Source organism: Roseateles sp. DAIF2, from assembly GCF_015624425.1.
Lineage (GTDB): Bacteria > Pseudomonadota > Gammaproteobacteria > Burkholderiales > Burkholderiaceae_C > Kinneretia.
Window position 1 is genome coordinate 910,559 of sequence record NZ_CP049919.1, and the last position, 16,202, is coordinate 926,760.

Genomic DNA, 16,202 nt, shown 5'->3' on the forward strand with positions numbered 1-16,202 from the left:
GGCGGCGGATCAGCTCTCGACCTTGTCGCTGTCGATCTTGAAGTTGCGGCTCGGGAACTTCAGGCGGGTCTCGGGGCCGTACCACTTGACGAACAGCTTCTCGGCCTCGCCGCGCTGCTCCAGCCCGCGCAGAGCCTCGTCCACCGCGGCCTTCAGCCGGGTCTCGCCCTTCTTGATGCCCAGCGCCAGCGGCTCGACGCTGATGTTCTGCGGCAGGATCAGGTACTGGGCCTGGGCGCTGCCCAGCTTGGCATGCTGGTCCAAGAGCGAAACCTCGTCGTTGACAAAGGCCACGCCCTTGCCCTGCTGCAGCGCCTGGAAGGCCTGCGGGCCGGTGTCGAAGGTCACCACCTCCACCGGGCTGACCGCCTTGCGGATGTTCGGCTCCTGGGTGCCGCCCTTGACGGTGACGACCTTCTTGCCGCTCAGCTCGGCGACGCTCTTGATGCCGCTATCCTTCTTGACCAGCACCTTCTGGCCGGTGACGAAGGTGGTCAGCGAGAAGTCGATCACCGCCTCGCGCTCCTTGTTGTGGGTCAGGCTGGCGGCCAGCAGGTCCACATGGCCCTGTTGCAGCTCGGGGATGCGCGCCGCCACGGCCAGCTGCTTGAGCTTGAGCTTGACGCCCAGCTTGCCGGCGATCGCGCGCGCCAGGTCGACCTCGTAGCCGATGATCTCGCGCGTCTTCGGGTCGATGAAGCTGTTCGGCTCGTCGGTGCCGAGCACGCCGACGACCAGTTCGCCCTTCTTCCTGATGTCGTCGAGCTGGTCGGCATGGGCCGGGGCGGCCAGGCCCAGCAGGGCGGCCGTGACGGAGGTGATCGCCAGGACGGTGCGGCGGCTGATGAACGACGACGACATGATGCGGAATCCCTTCTTGTGCGTTGGTGGCCGGATGGCATCGCCAGCTTAGGAAGGCGGCGCCGGCCGGGGAACAAAAGCTTGCGCATAAGGTTCGGCGAATAAAGAGTTACCCGCCGCGCCAGCGCAAATGGCCAAATACGCGCACACTTCCTTGCTCGGCCGCGGGCCCACGAGGTTCGCCATGCCCTATGGACGGGAAGGAGCGCTGCCCATGTCATCACCTTCGTCTTTGCCTTCCGACGCGCGCCGCGAGCAGGCGCGCCCGGCCGTGCTGGACCTGATCGGCAACACCCCGCTGCTGCCGGTGCGCCGGCTCGACACCGGGCCCTGCCAGCTGTTCCTGAAGCTGGAATCGCAGAACCCGGGCGGCTCGATCAAGGACCGCATCGGCCTGTCGATGATCGAGGCCGCCGAGCGCGAGGGCCTGATCCGGCCGGGCGGCACGGTGCTGGAGGCCACCGCCGGCAACACCGGCCTGGGCCTGGCCCTGGTGGCGCGGGCCAAGGGCTATCGCGTCGTGCTGGTGGTGCCGGACAAGATGTCGGCCGAGAAGGTGCAGCAGCTGAAGGCGCTGGGCGCCGAGATCCACCTGACCCGCTCCGATGTCGGCAAGGGCCACCCGGCCTATTACCAGGACCTGGCCGCCAAGCTGGCCGGCGAGATCCCCGGCGCCTGGTATGCCGACCAGTTCAACAACCCCGCGAATCCGCTGGCCCATGAGACCACCACCGGCCCGGAGATCTGGCAGCAGGTCGGGCATCAGCTCGACGCCGTCGTCTGCGGCGTCGGCTCGGGCGGCACGATCACCGGCCTGACCCGCTTCTTCGCCAAGGTGCGGCCGGGCCTGGACATGGTGCTGGCCGATCCGGCCGGCTCGGTGCTGAAGGACTATGTGGAGACCGGCGCCTTCGGCGAGGCCGGTTCCTGGGCGGTGGAGGGCATCGGCGAGGACTTCATCCCGCCGATCGCCGACCTCTCCGGCGTGCGCCGCGCCTTCGAGGTGACGGACGAGGAAAGCTTCGCCACCGCGCGCGAGCTCTACCGCGCCGAGGGCATCCTGGCCGGCAGCTCCACCGGCACCTTGCTGGCCGCGGCGCTGCGCTACTGCCGCGAGCAGACCGAGCCCAAGCGCGTGGTCAGCTTCGTCTGCGACACCGGCACCCGCTATCTCTCCAAGGTCTACAGCGACGCCTGGATGTTCGACCAGGGCCTGTTGAAGCGCAAGCGCTTCGCCGACCTGCGTGACCTGATCGCGCGCCCGGCCGGCGAGGGCGCGGTGGTCAGCGTCGGGCCCGATGACACCCTGCTGACCGCCTTCTCGCGCATGCGCCAGGCCGATATCTCGCAGCTGCCGGTGCTGGACGAGCAGCGCCGCCTGGTCGGCCTGCTGGACGAATCGGACCTGCTGGCCGGGCTGCACGAGGACCCGCGCCATTTCCGCCACCGCGTCGCCGATGCGATGAACCGCGCCGTGACGACCCTGGCGCCCGATGCGCCGCTGCCGGCGCTGATCGCGCAGCTGAAGACCGGCCTGGTCGCGGTGATCGCCGACGAGCGCGGCTTCCACGGTTTCGTGACCCGCTTCGACCTGCTCAACCATCTGAGGAAGACATTGGCATGAGTGCACCTGATAACGACAAGACGGCCGACTACGCCTTCGACACCCGCGCGATCCACGGCGGCCAGCAGCCCGACCCGCTGACCGGCGCGGTGATGCCGCCGATCTACGCCACCAGCACCTACCGCCAGAAGAGCCCCGGCGTGCACCAGGGCTACGAGTACGGCCGCACCCACAACCCGACGCGCCAGGCCTATGAGCGCGCGGTGGCCAATCTGGAGGGCGGCGTACAGGGCTATGCCTTCTCCTCCGGCCTGGCCGCGATGGCGACCCTGCTGGACACTCTGCCGGCCGGCTCGCACATCGTCGCCGGCGACGATCTCTACGGCGGCAGCTACCGCCTGTTCGAGCGGGTGCGCAAGATCAGCGCCGGCCTGCAGGTCTCCTTTGTCGATAGCAGCGAGGCCGCCCATGTGCAGGCCGCGCTGCGGCCCGAGACGCGCCTGATCTGGATCGAGACGCCCAGCAACCCGATGATGAAGCTGACCGATCTCGAGGCGGTCGGCCGCATCGCGCGCGCCCATGGCCAGGCGCTGGCGGTGGCGGACAACACCTTCGCCAGCCCCTGGTCGCAGCGCCCGCTGGAGCTGGGCTTCGATGTGGTGCTGCATTCGGCTACCAAGTACCTGAACGGCCACAGCGATGTGATCAGCGGCGTGATCGCGGTCGGCGGCGAGCCGCGCCAGGCCGCGATCCGCGAGCAACTGGAGTTCTTGCACAACGCGATCGGCTCGGTGGCCGGGCCCTTCGACAGCTTCCTGGCGCTGCGCGGGCTGAAGACCCTGGCCTTGCGCATGCAGCGCCACAACGAGAGCGCGCAGCAGATCGCCGAATGGCTGGAGCGCCAGCCGCGCGTGCGCCGCGTCCATTACCCGGGCCTGGCCACGCATCCGCAGTACGCGCTGGCGCGCCATCAGCAGCGCGGCGGCGGCGGCATGATCAGCATCGCGCTGGACACCGATCTGGCCGGCGCACGGCGCTTCCTGGAGCGGGTCGAGATCTTCGGCCTGGCCGAAAGCCTGGGCGGGGTCGAGAGCCTGATCTCGCTGCCGGCGCTGATGACCCATGCCTCGATCCCGCCCGAGCAGCGCGCGCGCCTGGGCATCAGCGATGCGCTGGTGCGCATCTCGGTCGGCATCGAGGATGTCGAGGACCTGAAGCGCGACCTGGCCGCCGGCCTGGCGGCGCTGTGATGATGATGACGAAGAAGATGACGACGACGGCGACCGGATGAATATCGAGATCACCACGACGCAAGACCCGACCCTGCAGCAGGAGCTGCTGCCGGTGATCGACATCGCGCCGCTGCTGGACCCGGCGCGGCTGGACCCGAGCGCGCTGGACCGCATCGCCGCGCAGATCAACGGCGCCTGCCGCGCCCATGGCTTCTTCTACATCACCGGCCATGGCGTGGCGCCGGCCCTGATCGAGAACCTGCAGACGCAGAGCCGCTTGTTCTTCGCGCTGCCGGAGGAGCTGAAGCTGCGCTGGTCGATGAGCGAGGGCGGGCGCGCCTGGCGCGGCTATTTCCGCACAGGCGGCGAGCTGACCTCGGGCCGGCCGGACTGGAAGGAGGGCCTGTACCTCGGCAGCGAGCTGGCGCCCGATCATGAGCTGGTGCGCGCCGGCACGCCGCTGCACGGCCCCAACCTCTGGCCCGATGCGGTGGTGCCGGGCCTGCGCCCGGCGGTGCTGGACTATATGGCCGCGCTGGCCGAGGTGGGGCAGGCGGTGATGCGCGGCCTGGCGCTGAGCCTGGCCTTGCCGCAGGACTATTTCGCGACCCGCTATACCGCCGATCCGCTGCTGCTGTTCCGCCTGTTCAACTACCCGAGCCGGCCGGCGCCGGCCGAGGCCGATGTCGGCTGGGGTGTCGGCGAGCACACCGACTACGGCCTGCTGACCCTGCTCTACCAAGATGACACCGGCGGTCTGCAGGTCAAGACCCGCGCCGGCTGGATCGAGGCGCCGCCGATCCCCGGCAGCTTCGTCTGCAATATCGGCGACATGCTGGACCGCATGACGCGCGGCCTGTACCGCTCGACGCCGCACCGCGTGCGCCTGAACCGCAGCGGGCACGACCGCCTGTCCTTCCCGCTGTTCTTCGACCCGAACTACTTCGCCCGCGTGCAGCCGATCGCCGGCCTGCCGCCGGCTGACGACGACGCGGCCAGCCGCTGGGACGGCGCCAGCGTGCATGCCTTTGAGGGCAGCTACGGCGCCTACCTGTTGGGCAAGGTCGGCAAGGTGTTCCCGGAGCTGCTGCGGCAGGTGCTCTGAGCCGCCGGGCGGCTCGATCAGGCCTTCGGATACAGGATCATCTGCGTGCAGCGGAACAGCGCGATGGTCTTGCCGCTGTCGCGGTGCCGGACCACCGCGTCCCAGACCTGGGTCGTGCGGCCGCCATGCACCAGCGTCGCGGCGACCTCGATCACGCCCGCGCGCGCGGTGCCCAGGTGGTTCGACTTCAGCTCGATCGTCGTGAAGCTCTGTGCGCCCTCGGGCAGGCTGCTCATGCAGCCGTAGCCGCAGGCGGTGTCGGCCAGGGTCACGACGCTGCCGGCGTGCAGATAGCCGTTGGGCGCCATCACATGCGGCGCCACCGCCAGTTCGGCGCGGATCTCGCCCGGCGCGACCGCGGTGATGACGATGCCCAGATGGCCGGGCAGGGAGGGCGCGCCGCGCGCGTTCAGTTGTTCGGGGCTCAACATGGAGTGGTGGCGATGGACTGCTGCGGGAGGCGGCCGGCGCCAGGGGCGCGGCCGGGAAGATGCCAGGAGAAAGCGGCTCATTCTGCCCGCTGCGCCCGCGCGCGCTGTCGCTCATGTGCCAGCCAGGCTTCGGCCGCCAGCAGATTTGGCAGCCAGCACAGCCAGGCGATGAGGGGATAGCTCTGCTCGACCGGCAGGCCCAGCGCCGCGCCGGCGGCGAGGTACAGGCGCAGGGTGATCGCGGCGGCGGTCAGTGCGAAGCTGCGGATCATCCAGGCGCGGTGCTGCTCGTAGCGCCGCGCTCGTGCATGGCGCAAGCCCTCGAAGCTGCTGGCGGCCCACAGCAGGGCCAGGCAGAGGAAGCCGGCCGAGGCCAGCACGCCGGTCTCGGCCGGCAGGGCCAGCGGCAGCGCGCTGAGCGTGCCCAGCGCCACCGCCGCCATGTACAGGCGACCGCCCCAGCGATGCAGCGCGGGCCGGCGCCGGCGCAGCGCGGCGGCCAGCTGCAGCGGCCCGACCAGCAGGGCCAGCGCGGCGCTCAGCGCATGCACGATCAGCAGCTCGCGGCGCGCCAGCAGATTGCCCAGCTCCGGCGCATAGGGCTGGCCGGGCAGCGCATAGCGCAACGACAGCAGGCCGACCGCCAGGGCCGACAGCGTCAGCAGCCCGAAGGCCAGGGTCTTGAGCAGGGACGGTTGATGATGGTGAGCGCTTGAGTGGTCCATGGCACGCCTTCCTGAGATGGAGTGCGGCCACTCTAGGCAGCGAGATTGAGCTGGCGCTTAGCGGCGACTTAGGTGTGGATTAGGGCGGTACCGAGATGGATGCGCGCCAGCAGCCCCGGTGCCCCGTCGTCGCGGGCCAGCAGCTCGATGCGCAGCCGGTGGCGCGCGCCGGCCGCGCGCGCGATCGCCAGCCCCAGGCCGCTGCCGCCTGCGCTGGCGCCGGGCATGCGGAAGAAGCGGTCGAACACCCGCTCGCGCATCTCGGGCGGCAGGCCCGGCCCGCTGTCGATGATGTCGACCACCGGCCGGTCCTCGGGCGCGTGCAGGCGCACCTCGACCTGGCCGCCGGGCGGGGTGTAGCGCAGCGCGTTGTCCAGCAGGTTGTCGAACAGGCTGCGCAGGTCGGACGGCGCGGCGCGCAGCCGCGGCGCGATGCGGCCATCGAAGCCGACCTCGATGCCGCGCCGGTCGGCCAGCACCATCAGCTGGCCGATGCTGTCGCGCAGCAGCTCGGTCAGGTCCAGCGGCTCGGCCGGCGGCGCGCTGGCCGGCGCCTCCTGGCGCGACAGGCGCAGCAGCTGCTCGACCAGATGCTGGGCGCGCCGCAGGCCGGCCTCCAGCTGCGCCAGCTGCTGCTGCGGTGGGCCAGGCGGCACATCGGGGCGCAGGTTCTCCAGCTGCAGCGAGACCGCGGCCATCGGCGTGCGCAGCTCATGGGCCGCGTCCTGCACGAAGCGGCGCTGCGCCGCGAAGGCCTCGCGCAGCCGCGCCAGCAGGCTGTTGAAGGCGGCCACCAGCGGCGCGATCTCTTCGGGCAGGCGGGTCAGCGCGATCTGCTGCTGCAGGCTGCCCTCGTCGCGCTGCGCCACCTGCTGCGCGAGCTCGTGCAGATGCCGCGAGCTGCGGCCGACCACCAGCCACAGCACCAGCAGCAGCACCGGCAGCAGCAGCGCGATCGGCAGGCCGGCCTGCAGCGCGCGCGCCGCCACCTCCTCGCTGAGGAAGCGGCTGCTCTGCAGCACCTGCACATGCAGCCGGTCGCCGCCCGCCGGCTCGGGCGACGCGGTGTAGACGCGCCAGCCCTGGTCGGCCGTCGCCGGGCTTGGGGCCAGGTCTTGATAGCCGGGCGCCGTCTGCAGCGGCACCGCGATGTCGGGCCGCGAGCTGGCCAGCAGGCGGCCGTCGCCGGACCAGAGCTGGACGATGAAGCTGCCCCATTTGTAGAGCTGCTTGTCGCTGACGACAGGGGGCGGCGCGGCCTTCGCGACCTCGGCGGCGCTGCGCGCCGCATGCGAATGGGCCAGCGCCGCCATCTGCCCGTCCATGAAGGTGTAGACCAGCCGGCTGTAGCAGGCATGGAAGTTCCAGCCCGCGGCGACCGCGGCCAGCAGGTGCAGTGGCACCAGCCACAGCAGCAACTGGCCGCGCAGCGAGCGCGGGCGGTACCAGGGCGCGCGGCCGAGGGGCGAAGCAACAGCGGTGGCGGCGGTGCTCATGCGACGGCGACGCGCCAGCCCAGGCCGCGCACATTGCGGATCGCCTCGGCGCCGAGCTTGCGGCGCATGCCGTGGATCAGCACGTCGACCGCATTGCTGGTGACCTCCTCGCCCCAGCCGTAGATGCGCCGCTCCAGCTGCTCGCGCGACAGGATCGCGCCGGGCCGCTCCAGCAGCGCATGCAGCAGCGCGAACTCGCGCGCGGTCAGCGCCTCGCGCGCGCCGTTGTGGCGCAGCAGCTCGCGCGTGCCCAGGTCCAGCTGCAGTCCGGCGCAGCCGATCAGCGGCTGGGCCGCGCCGCTGCGCCGGCGCACGATCGCGCGCATGCGTGCCAGCAGCTCGCCCATCACGAAGGGCTTGAGCAGGTAGTCGTCGGCGCCCAGGTCCAGGCCATGGATGCGGTCGTCGACGCCGTCGCGCGCGGTCAGCACCAGCACCGGGGTCAGGTCGCCGCGGCCGCGCGCCTGGCGCAGCACCTCGGTGCCGTCCAGGCCGGGCAGGCTCAGGTCCAGCAGCACGCAGGCATAGCCGCCATCGGCCAGGGCGCTGCGCGCCAGGCCGCCGTCGCGTACCCAGTCGACCGACCAGCCGGCGCTCTCCAGCGCGCGCGACAGGTTGCAGCCGATCATCTCGTCGTCTTCCACCAGCAATGCGCGCAAGGCATGACTCCTTCCCGGGGCTTGTGGCGCCAGCGTACGGCGTTTTTCTTAGGCCGGCGTGAGCGCGCAGCATAAACAACAGGCGGGCGCCGCAGCGCGCATCGGGGCTAACGCCGAGCTAAGTCTGGCTGCCTAGAGTCCGCCCGTCTTTCTTCATCTTCATCTTCTTTCCATCAAGGATCCCGACGATGCGACGACTCTTCGCTGCCGCCCTGCTGGCCCTGCCTATCGCCGGTCCGACGACCGCCATCGCCCAGCCCGAGGCGCAGGCCTCCTCCTGGGGGCTGGGCCTGGGCGTCGGCTACGAGCGCCGCGCCTACCGAGATTTCGACAACCGCGCCCGCGTGCTGCCGCTGCTGATGTACGAGAACCGCTGGGTCAGCGTGGCCGGCCCCGGCATCGATCTGAAGCTGCCGGATGTCGGCCCGCTGGCGCTGCGCCTGCGCGCCCGCTACGCCTTCGATGGTTACGAGGCCGACGATTCGCCCTATCTGGCCGGCATGGCCGAGCGCAAGGGCGGTGTCTGGGTGGGCGGCGCGCTGGCCTGGCAGCTGGGGGCGACGCGGCTCTCGGCCGAGCTGCTGGGCGATGCCTCGGGCAACAGCAAGGGGCGGCAGTTCCGGCTGCAGGCCGAGCACAGCTTCCGCGCCGGCGATTTCGAGCTGACGCCGCGCCTGGCCGCGCTGTCGCTGGACCGCAAGTATGTGGACTACTACTACGGCGTAGCGCTCAGCGAGCAGCGCGCCGGCCGCGCGGCCCATGCCGGCGAATCCACCGTCAACACCGAGCTGGGCCTGCGCGTCGGCTACCGCCTGGCGTCGCAGCAGCTGCTGATGCTGGACCTGAGCGGCACGCGCCTGGGCCGCGGCATCAAGGCCAGCCCGCTGGTCGAGCGCGGCAGCGAGACGGGGCTGCGGATGGCGTACCTGTACCGCTTCTGAGGTCGGAAAGAAGCCGGCCCCGGGGCCGGCTGCATCGCGACGCGTCTTATTTGGCCTTCACATTGACCCAGCGCACCTCCAGCCAGTTGTCGGCGCGGTGCACCACGTCGACGTTGCTGCGTGCGGCCCAGGGGATGAACTGGCGGTGCAGCGGGATGTAGTGCACCTGCTCGGCCTGGCGCTGGAACACCTTCTTGATGAGGACCTTGCGCTTGTCCGGATCGGCCTCGACGCTGGAGGCCGCGACCAGCGCGTCGAGCTCGTCGTCCTTGAAGTTGCCGCGGTTGTACTCGCCGACGCCCTTCTCGCCGCGGTTGCGGTAATGCGAGGTGAAGATGCTCTCCGGGTCGGTGATCGAGCCGCCCCAGCCGAACATGTAGATCGAGGTGTCGAGCTTCTCCACCTTGTTGAAGAACTGCGCCTTGGGCTGGGCATTGACCCGGGTCTTGACGCCGACCTTGGCCCATTGCGCGGCCAGGGTCACGCAGATGCGCTCGTCGTTGACATAGCGGTTGTTGGAGCAGTCCAGCTGCACCTCGAAGCCCTGCGGGTAGCCGGCCTCGGCCAGCAGCTTCTTCGCGGCGTTGACGTCATAGGGCAGGCGACGCTCGATCTCGGGATCGTTGAGGCTGCCCAGCGGCGAGGGCACGACCGCGCCGGTGGGCGAGGCCTGGCCGTTCATCAGCTTGTCCTTGATCGTGACGATGTCGATCGCCTGGTAGAGCGCGCGGCGCACGCGCACGTCCTTCAGCGGGTTCTTGCCCTTGACGTTGCTGTAGAGCAGCTCGTCGCGGCCCTGGTCCAGGCCAAGGAAGATGACGCGGTTCTCGGGGCCGTTGACGATCTTGACGCCCGGCGTGGCAGCGAGCTTCTCGAGGTCGCGCGGGGCCGGGTCGAGCACGAAGTCGACCTCGCCCGAGACCAGGGCGGCGGTGCGGGTGGCGTCGCTCTTGATCGGCGTGTAGACGATCTCCTGCACGTTGCCCTCGATCTTGCCCCAGTAGTTCGGGTTGCGCTTGTAGACCGTCTTGTTGTCCGGCGCGCGGCTGACCAGCTGGAAGGGCCCGGTGCCATTGGTGTTGAAGGCGGCGTAGCTCTCTTCCTTGTTGGCGAAGTCCTGGGTCTTGGTGGCCTTGTTGTCCTCGGCCCAGGTCTTGCTCATGATGTAGAGCGTGTTGATGTGCTCCAGGAAGATCGGGTTCGCCTTGGGCAGGTTGAACTCGACGGTCAGCGCGTCGATCTTCTTCGCCTCGCCCAGCGCGTTGGCATAGACGGCGATCTGCGAGCTCGGCTGCTTGGCGCGCTCCAGCGAGAAGATCACGTCGTCGGCGGTCAAGGGCTTGCCGTCGTGGAACTTGACGCCCGGGCGCAGCTTGAAGGTCCACTTCAGCGCGCTGTTCTGCTTCCATTCGGTGGCCAGCTGCGGCACCAGCTGCAGCTTGCGGTCGCGCGCGACCAGGAACTCGTAGACCTGGCCGTTGAACACATTGGTCAGCGATTCGTTCTGCGCATAGGGATCCAGGGTCAGCGGATCGCCGGCGCCGGCCCAGCGCAGGGTCTGGGCGGAGGCCAGCGTCGCGGTGGCGGCCAGCAGGGCCAGGGCGAGCAGGGACTTCTTGGCTTGGATCAAAACAGCAACTCCCGGAAATGAAAGAAGAAGGCGGCACGCAGGGCCGGACCCGGAGCCTAAACCGGCGGCGCGCGCCCGCATCCCTCGCGGACCGACATTGCTTATGCGGGATGCGAGCAAGGGCGCTGGCCGCACGGTTTCGTCATCAAGCCTGGTCGATACTCGGGGTTTTGCGCCTCCCCCTAGAGTGGCGGCAGGCGCGTTCACATTTCGCATCCGATCCGATGAGCTCGTTCCGTTTCCTCCTGTGCCGGCTCGCACTGCTTTCCCTGAGCCTTCTTCCCGGCCTGGCCCTGGCCCAGGGCGCTGTGGTCACGACCGAACAGGTGCGGGCCGAGCTGGTGGCGCAGGCGCCCGAGGGCGTCGAGGCCGGCAAGCCGCTGTGGCTGGGCTTGCTGATCAAGCACCAGCCGCATTGGCACACCTATTGGAAGAACCCGGGCGACTCCGGCCTGCCGACGATGCTGAGCTGGGAGCTGCCCGCGGGCGTGAGCGCCGGCGAGATCCAGTGGCCGGTGCCGCAGCGCCTGCCGGTCGGGCCGCTGGTCAACTACGGCTATGAGAGCGACCTGCTGCTGGCGGTGCCGCTGACGGTCGGCCCGGAGTTCAAGGGCGAGACCCTGAACATCAAGCTGCGCGCCGACTGGCTGGTCTGCAAGGAAGTCTGCATTCCCGAGTCCGGCGAATTCAGCCTGAAGCTGCCCGCCCAGGCCGCCACCGCCGGCCATGCCGCGCTGTTCGAGGCCGCGCGCGCCGCGCTGCCGCAGGAGCTGGCCGGTGCCAAGGTCGAGGCCAAGCTGCAGGGCGAGGGCCTGCGCCTGTTGATCGACGGCCTGCCGGCCGCCTGGCAGGGCAAGACCCTGCAGGCCTTCCCGGAGGAGGCCGGCGTGTTCAACCATGCGAGCGCGCCGCAACAGCAATGGGCGGGCGCGCAGCTGCAGCTGACCCTGCCCGTCTCGGCCCAGCGCAGCGAGGGCCCGACCCGGCTCGCGGTGGTGCTGCGCCAGGACGATGCACCCGGCGGCCTGCGCCTGAGCTACCAGACCGCGGCCTGGCCGGCGCTGGGCGAGGTGGCGGCGCCGGCGCTGCAGCCGGTCGAGCCCGAGGCCGCCGCCGCCGCGCCGACCTCGATCCTGCTGGCCCTGCTGCTGGCCTTTGCCGGCGGCCTGCTGCTGAACCTGATGCCCTGCGTGTTCCCGGTGCTGTCGCTGAAGGTGTTGGGCTTCACCGCCCATGCGGGCGAGCGCCGCGTGCTGGTGGCGGGTGGCCTGGCCTACACGGCCGGCGTGGTGCTGAGCTTCCTGGCGCTGGCCGGCCTGCTGCTGGTGCTGCGCGCCGGCGGGGCGCAGCTGGGCTGGGGCTTCCAGCTGCAGTCGCCGCTGTTCGTCGCCGGCCTTGCCCTGCTGTTCGGCCTGATCGGCCTGAACCTGCTGGGCGTGTTCGAGATTCGCATGGTGCTGCCCGGCAACCTGGCCGGCGCGCGCGCCGCCAACCCGGTGCTCGACCATGGCCTGACCGGCGTGCTGGCGGTGGCGGTGGCCTCGCCCTGCACCGCGCCGTTCATGGGCGTCGCGCTGGGCGCCGCGCTGACCCAGCCGGCGCCGCTGGCGCTGGCGATCTTCGCGGCGCTGGGCCTGGGCATGGCCTCGCCCTATCTGGCGGCCAGCCTGTGGCCGGGCCTGGCGCGCGCACTGCCGCGCCCCGGCGTCTGGATGCGCCACTTCAAGATCCTGATGGCCTTCCCGATGTTCGCCACCGTGCTGTGGCTGATGTGGGTGCTGGGCCAGCAGGTCGGCATCGACGGCGCGGTGGCCCTGCTGGGCCTGCTGCTGGCGCTGGCGCTGGCGGCCTGGGTGTTCGGCGCGACGGACCTGAAGGCGCGTGGCCGTACGGTGCTGGGCGCGCTGTCGCTGGCGATCCTGGCCGGCACCGCCTGGTGGGCCTGGCCGGCGCTGCGCGAGGCGCCCGCCGCTGCTGCGCAGGCCGATGGCGCCTCCGCCAGCGAGACCTGGCAGGCCTGGTCGGCCGACAAGGTCGCGCAGGCCCAGGCCGAGGGCCGCACCGTGCTGGTGGACTTCACCGCCGCCTGGTGCGTGACCTGCCAGTTCAACAAGCGCGGCACCCTGGCCGATGCGCAACTGGTGGCCGACATGCGGGCCAAGAACGTGCTGCTGCTGCGCGCCGACTGGACCCGCCGCGACGCCGCGATCAGCCAGACCCTGAACAGCCTGGGTCGCAGCGGCGTGCCGGTCTATGCGGTGTACAAACCCGGTCAGGCCGCGCCGCAGCTGCTGCCCGAGATCCTCAGCGTCGCGCTGGTGCGCGACGCGCTGTCGCTCTGAGGAATTCCCTGTCCTCAATCAATCTGCTGCATCCTCAAGGAGGCTGGTATGAAGACGAGACGATGGATGATGACGAGCGTGATGCTGGCCCTGGCCGCGACGGCCAGCGGCATCGCGCAGGCGAATGCGACCGTGGGCCAGGCGGCTCCGGCCTTCAGCATCACCGACAGCCAGGGCAAGACCGTGAGCCTGGCGGACTTCAAGGGCAAGCATGTGGTGCTGGAATGGGTCAACCCCGGCTGCCCCTTCGTCAAGAAGCATTACGACAGCGGCAATATGCCCGGCACACAGAAGAGCGCGACCGGGCAGGGCGTGGTCTGGCTGGCGGTCAGCTCCACCGCGAAGAGCGCCGGCGACTACAAGCCGCCGGCCGAGCTGGAGGCCTGGATGAAGAGCAAGCAGTCGGCCCACAGCGCCACCCTGATGGATGACGACGGCAAGCTGGGCAAGGCCTATGGCGCGCGCACGACGCCGCATCTGTACCTGATCGACCCGGCCGGCAAGCTGATTTATGCCGGCGCGATCGACTCCAAGCCGACCGCCAACCCGGCCGACATCAAGACCGCGGTCAATTATGTGAACCAGGCCGTCGGCGAGGCCCTGTCCGGCAAGCCGGTCAGCCAGCCCGCGTCGACGCCCTACGGCTGCTCGATCAAATACGCCTCCTGACGCTGAGGCGCGGTACGCGCCTCAACGGCCCGAGCGGGCCTGGGATCAGGCCTGCTCGTCGGCCGGCTTGTCGCCCTGGGCGCGCGGCGGCCGGTTCTGGCCACCACCACCACCTTCGCGGCGCGGCGGGCGCTGACCCTGGCGTTCGCCACGCGGGCCTGGGCGGCCGCCATCGCGGCGGCCTTCGGGCCGCCGGTCGCCGCCCGCGGGCTGCGAGGCGCGGCGGATGCGGTCTTCCTCGGCTTCCTGCTTGGCGATCTCCAGCAGGCCGTCCAGCTCCTCCTCGGCCACGCCCTTCAGCGCGCAGAAGTTGGCGCGCGTCAGGGTGGTGCCCTGGAAGTCGCGCAGCAGACCGGCGCGGTTGCGGCGCTGCTGCTGCTCGAGCGCGCGGCGCTCCTCGTTGAGCGAGCGGCGGCGCGCCAGCTCGGTGACCGCGGCCTCGCGGTGCTCGGCGCTCAGCTCGCCGGCCGGCTGGCCGTCGAGGTCGAAACGTTCGCTGGCCTTGGTCAGCGCGATCAGGTAGGCGGTGCCGCCGGTGTAGCGGCGCAGCACCGCCGACAGCAGCTGCTTGGTGAACTGGCCGGGCGCACGCTCCTGGATGTCGGCCTGGATGCGCAGCTTCAGCGGCTTGGGCGCGCCATCGAACAGGGCGGGGAACAGCGTCTTGAGCTGCTGCAGCGCGGCGGCGGGGTTCATTTCGCCAGCGGCGGTCGGATTGGACGACATAGGGATCAGTGGTTGGCGGGACGGCTGCGAGAACCGGGCCCGCGCGGGCAGTCAAAGAAAGAATCGAAGGCTGGATTGTGCCTATGCTGAGGGCGTCGGCGCAAACCCCCCCTCCGGGTAGCAGACGCGGTTGCGGCCGGCCTGCTTGGCGCGGTAGAGCTGGGCATCGGCCTCGCGCAGCCCATCCTCCAGCCGCGCATGGCGCGCGACGTCGGTCAGGCCCAGGCTGGCGGTGACCGCCAGGCCCGGCGCCAGCGCCGACCAGTCATGGCGTTCCACCGCCTGGCGCAGGCGCTCGCAGATCTGCAGCGCCCCCTCGGGCGTGACCTCGTCGAGCGCGATCAGGAACTCCTCGCCGCCATAGCGCGCGGCCAGGTCCTGCGCGCGGCAATGGGCCTGCAGCAGCGCGCCGAGTTGGCGCAGCGCCTGGTCGCCGACGGCATGCGAATAGCGGTCGTTGACGGACTTGAAATGATCCAGGTCGATCAGCGCCACGCACAGCACCGCACCACTGGCGCGCGCGGCCTCGTGGCGCAAGGCCAGATAGGTGTCGAGCCGGCGGCGGTTGGCCAGGCCGGTCAGCGCGTCCTGCAGCGCATCGCGGCCCAGGGCCTCGGCGCGCTGTGCCAGCTCCTCGTTGGCGCGGCGCAGGGCCTGGGCCTGCTGGCGTTCGGCCGCGGCCTCGGCCAGCGCGCGCTCGGTCTCCAGGCGCACCGCCAGCACCTTGGCGCGCTGCTGCGCGCTGTTCAGCGCATGCTCGCTGCGCAGGGTGTGAAACCGCTTGTAAAGATTCAGCGCCTGGGCCAAGTCGCCGGCCTGTTCGGCCAGCGCGGAGGCCAGCTCGTAGAGCGGAATCAGCATGTTCTTGGCGCGCGCCTGCTCGCCGACCGCCAGGCCGTCGGCGGCGGTGCGGCGCGCCTCGTCGAGCTCGCCGGCCTCGCGGTACATCAGGGCCAGGTATTGCGCGCGCTGCACATGGCTGACCGCGTCGCCGCCCGGGCCGGACAGGCCGCGCTGCCGCTCGAAGGCGGCCAGCGCCTCGGCGCGCCGGCCCAGCAGCGCGAGCGCGGCGCCGCTGTTGCTCAGCACCACGACCTGGATGCGCGCCATGCCGGCCTGCTGCGCGATCGCCAGCGCGACCTCGTTGAGCTCCAGCGAGCGCCGCAGCGCGGCCTCGCCCTCGGCGACGCGGCCCTCGTTCAGGGCCTGCTCACCCTGGTCCTGCTCGCGGCCGGCCAGGTTGGCGCGCGAGATCGCGCGCATGCGTGGCTGGCCGGTGGACTCGGCCAAGGTCAGCGCGCGCTGATGCCAGTCCAGCGAGGCCTCGGTGTTGCCGAGCTCGCCATAGACGATGCCCAGCAGGTTCAGGGTGTCGAACAGCAGCTCGGCGTCCTCGCCGGTGCGGCAGGTCGGCAGCGCGGCCTCGAGGTCCTGCAGCGCCTGGTCGTTGTCGCCGACGGCCCAGCCGACGCGCGCCGAGGCGATGCGCGCGCGGGCGCGCAGCAGCTTGTCGCCCTGGCCATGGCTCAGCGTCAGGGCGCTGGTGGCATGAGCGGCGGCGCGGTTGTGGTCGTTCTGGCGCTGCGCGGTGTGCGACAGCCAGACATGGGCATGGATCTCGGCGTGCAGGTCCTGCAGCGCCTCGGCCCGCTCCAGCAGCTCGGCGGCCAGGGTCTCGCAACGGGCCCAGTTTTCGCTCGTGTAGGCGCCCTGGGCGGCTGCCAGCAGCTCGTCCAGATCGGAGTCGGCCGCGTAGGCCTGGGGGGCGGTAGAGGTCGTCGACAAGGCGATGTCGATGATAGGGGCCGACCCCGGCGGGCC

Annotated in this window: 14 protein-coding genes; 6 read left to right on the top strand and 8 right to left on the bottom strand. The window is 70.8% G+C overall.

What is annotated here, in order from left to right; all coding sequences use genetic code 11:
* Positions 1-9: 9 nt before the first annotated feature.
* Positions 10-861: an ABC transporter substrate-binding protein gene (locus G8A07_RS04345; RefSeq protein WP_195795873.1), complete on the bottom strand. Its 852-nt coding sequence runs from the start codon at positions 859-861 to the stop codon at positions 10-12.
* 214 nt (positions 862-1,075) lie between these two features.
* Between G8A07_RS04345 and G8A07_RS04350 the strand changes: the two genes are divergently transcribed.
* The 3 genes from G8A07_RS04350 to G8A07_RS04360 are packed head-to-tail and all read left to right on the top strand — an operon-like array spanning position 1,076 to position 4,762.
* The gene (locus tag G8A07_RS04350) at positions 1,076-2,485 is read left to right on the top strand and encodes a pyridoxal-phosphate dependent enzyme (RefSeq protein WP_195795874.1); all 1,410 of its coding nucleotides are present in this window, start codon (positions 1,076-1,078) and stop codon (positions 2,483-2,485) included.
* Positions 2,482-3,675: a PLP-dependent aspartate aminotransferase family protein gene (locus G8A07_RS04355; protein WP_195795875.1), complete on the top strand. Its 1,194-nt coding sequence runs from the start codon at positions 2,482-2,484 to the stop codon at positions 3,673-3,675. The genes G8A07_RS04350 and G8A07_RS04355 overlap by 4 nt, the downstream gene beginning before the upstream one ends.
* Positions 3,676-3,712: 37 nt before the next feature.
* The gene (locus G8A07_RS04360; RefSeq protein ID WP_195795876.1) at positions 3,713-4,762 is read left to right on the top strand and encodes an isopenicillin N synthase family oxygenase; all 1,050 of its coding nucleotides are present in this window, start codon (positions 3,713-3,715) and stop codon (positions 4,760-4,762) included.
* 17 nt (positions 4,763-4,779) lie between these two features.
* Here G8A07_RS04360 and G8A07_RS04365 read toward each other — a convergent pair whose 3' ends face one another.
* From G8A07_RS04365 to G8A07_RS04380, 4 genes are all read right to left on the bottom strand, one after another.
* On the bottom strand, positions 4,780-5,193 hold the full coding sequence (locus G8A07_RS04365; RefSeq protein WP_195795877.1) for a PaaI family thioesterase: 414 nt from the start codon (positions 5,191-5,193) through the stop codon (positions 4,780-4,782).
* A 77-nt stretch (positions 5,194-5,270) separates the two neighbouring features.
* Complete coding sequence (locus G8A07_RS04370) at positions 5,271-5,918, bottom strand: DUF2306 domain-containing protein (RefSeq protein ID WP_195795878.1); 648 nt, start codon at positions 5,916-5,918, stop codon at positions 5,271-5,273.
* Positions 5,919-5,986: 68 nt separating this feature from the next.
* Positions 5,987-7,414 carry an ATP-binding protein gene (locus G8A07_RS04375; RefSeq protein WP_195795879.1) on the bottom strand — a complete coding sequence of 476 codons (1,428 nt, stop codon included), beginning with the start codon at positions 7,412-7,414 and terminating at the stop codon, positions 5,987-5,989.
* On the bottom strand, positions 7,411-8,073 hold the full coding sequence (locus G8A07_RS04380; protein ID WP_195795880.1) for a response regulator transcription factor: 663 nt from the start codon (positions 8,071-8,073) through the stop codon (positions 7,411-7,413). The genes G8A07_RS04375 and G8A07_RS04380 overlap by 4 nt, the downstream gene beginning before the upstream one ends.
* A 188-nt stretch (positions 8,074-8,261) precedes the next feature.
* Between G8A07_RS04380 and G8A07_RS04385 the strand changes: the two genes are divergently transcribed.
* Positions 8,262-9,014 (top strand): MipA/OmpV family protein, encoded by a 753-nt coding sequence (locus G8A07_RS04385; protein WP_195795881.1) that lies wholly within the window; start codon positions 8,262-8,264, stop codon positions 9,012-9,014.
* A 46-nt stretch (positions 9,015-9,060) separates the two neighbouring features.
* Here G8A07_RS04385 and G8A07_RS04390 read toward each other — a convergent pair whose 3' ends face one another.
* Positions 9,061-10,644: an ABC transporter substrate-binding protein gene (locus tag G8A07_RS04390; RefSeq protein WP_249937216.1), complete on the bottom strand. Its 1,584-nt coding sequence runs from the start codon at positions 10,642-10,644 to the stop codon at positions 9,061-9,063.
* Positions 10,645-10,868: 224 nt separating this feature from the next.
* On the opposite strand from G8A07_RS04390, the gene G8A07_RS04395 reads away from it, so the two are divergent.
* Positions 10,869-12,986: a protein-disulfide reductase DsbD gene (locus G8A07_RS04395; RefSeq protein ID WP_195795883.1), complete on the top strand. Its 2,118-nt coding sequence runs from the start codon at positions 10,869-10,871 to the stop codon at positions 12,984-12,986.
* Positions 12,987-13,034: 48 nt separating this feature from the next.
* A complete protein-coding gene (locus tag G8A07_RS04400) occupies positions 13,035-13,655 on the top strand; it encodes a thioredoxin family protein (RefSeq protein ID WP_195795884.1) in 621 nt (206 codons plus the stop codon).
* A gap of 45 nt (positions 13,656-13,700) precedes the next feature.
* On the opposite strand, the gene G8A07_RS04405 is transcribed toward G8A07_RS04400, so the two are convergent.
* Both G8A07_RS04405 and G8A07_RS04410 read right to left on the bottom strand, forming a co-directional pair.
* Complete coding sequence (locus tag G8A07_RS04405) at positions 13,701-14,351, bottom strand: ProQ/FINO family protein (RefSeq protein ID WP_249937217.1); 651 nt, start codon at positions 14,349-14,351, stop codon at positions 13,701-13,703.
* A gap of 111 nt (positions 14,352-14,462) precedes the next feature.
* Complete coding sequence (locus G8A07_RS04410; RefSeq protein WP_195795886.1) at positions 14,463-16,166, bottom strand: GGDEF domain-containing protein; 1,704 nt, start codon at positions 16,164-16,166, stop codon at positions 14,463-14,465.
* Positions 16,167-16,202: the final 36 nt, after the last annotated feature.

What these genes read in the sequence shown, in the direction of transcription:
- G8A07_RS04400 (WP_195795884.1), top strand. Translation starts at nt 13,035, where the DNA reads ATGAAGACGAGACGATGGATGATGACGAGCGTGATGCTGGCCCTGGCC.
- G8A07_RS04365 (WP_195795877.1), bottom strand. Translation starts at nt 5,193, where the DNA reads ATGTTGAGCCCCGAACAACTGAACGCGCGCGGCGCGCCCTCCCTGCCC.
- G8A07_RS04350 (WP_195795874.1), top strand. Translation starts at nt 1,076, where the DNA reads ATGTCATCACCTTCGTCTTTGCCTTCCGACGCGCGCCGCGAGCAGGCG.
- G8A07_RS04345 (WP_195795873.1), bottom strand. Translation starts at nt 861, where the DNA reads ATGTCGTCGTCGTTCATCAGCCGCCGCACCGTCCTGGCGATCACCTCC.
- G8A07_RS04360 (WP_195795876.1), top strand. Translation starts at nt 3,713, where the DNA reads ATGAATATCGAGATCACCACGACGCAAGACCCGACCCTGCAGCAGGAG.
- G8A07_RS04370 (WP_195795878.1), bottom strand. Translation starts at nt 5,918, where the DNA reads ATGGACCACTCAAGCGCTCACCATCATCAACCGTCCCTGCTCAAGACC.
- G8A07_RS04385 (WP_195795881.1), top strand. Translation starts at nt 8,262, where the DNA reads ATGCGACGACTCTTCGCTGCCGCCCTGCTGGCCCTGCCTATCGCCGGT.
- G8A07_RS04355 (WP_195795875.1), top strand. Translation starts at nt 2,482, where the DNA reads ATGAGTGCACCTGATAACGACAAGACGGCCGACTACGCCTTCGACACC.
- G8A07_RS04405 (WP_249937217.1), bottom strand. Translation starts at nt 14,351, where the DNA reads ATGAACCCCGCCGCCGCGCTGCAGCAGCTCAAGACGCTGTTCCCCGCC.
- G8A07_RS04395 (WP_195795883.1), top strand. Translation starts at nt 10,869, where the DNA reads ATGAGCTCGTTCCGTTTCCTCCTGTGCCGGCTCGCACTGCTTTCCCTG.
- G8A07_RS04375 (WP_195795879.1), bottom strand. Translation starts at nt 7,414, where the DNA reads ATGAGCACCGCCGCCACCGCTGTTGCTTCGCCCCTCGGCCGCGCGCCC.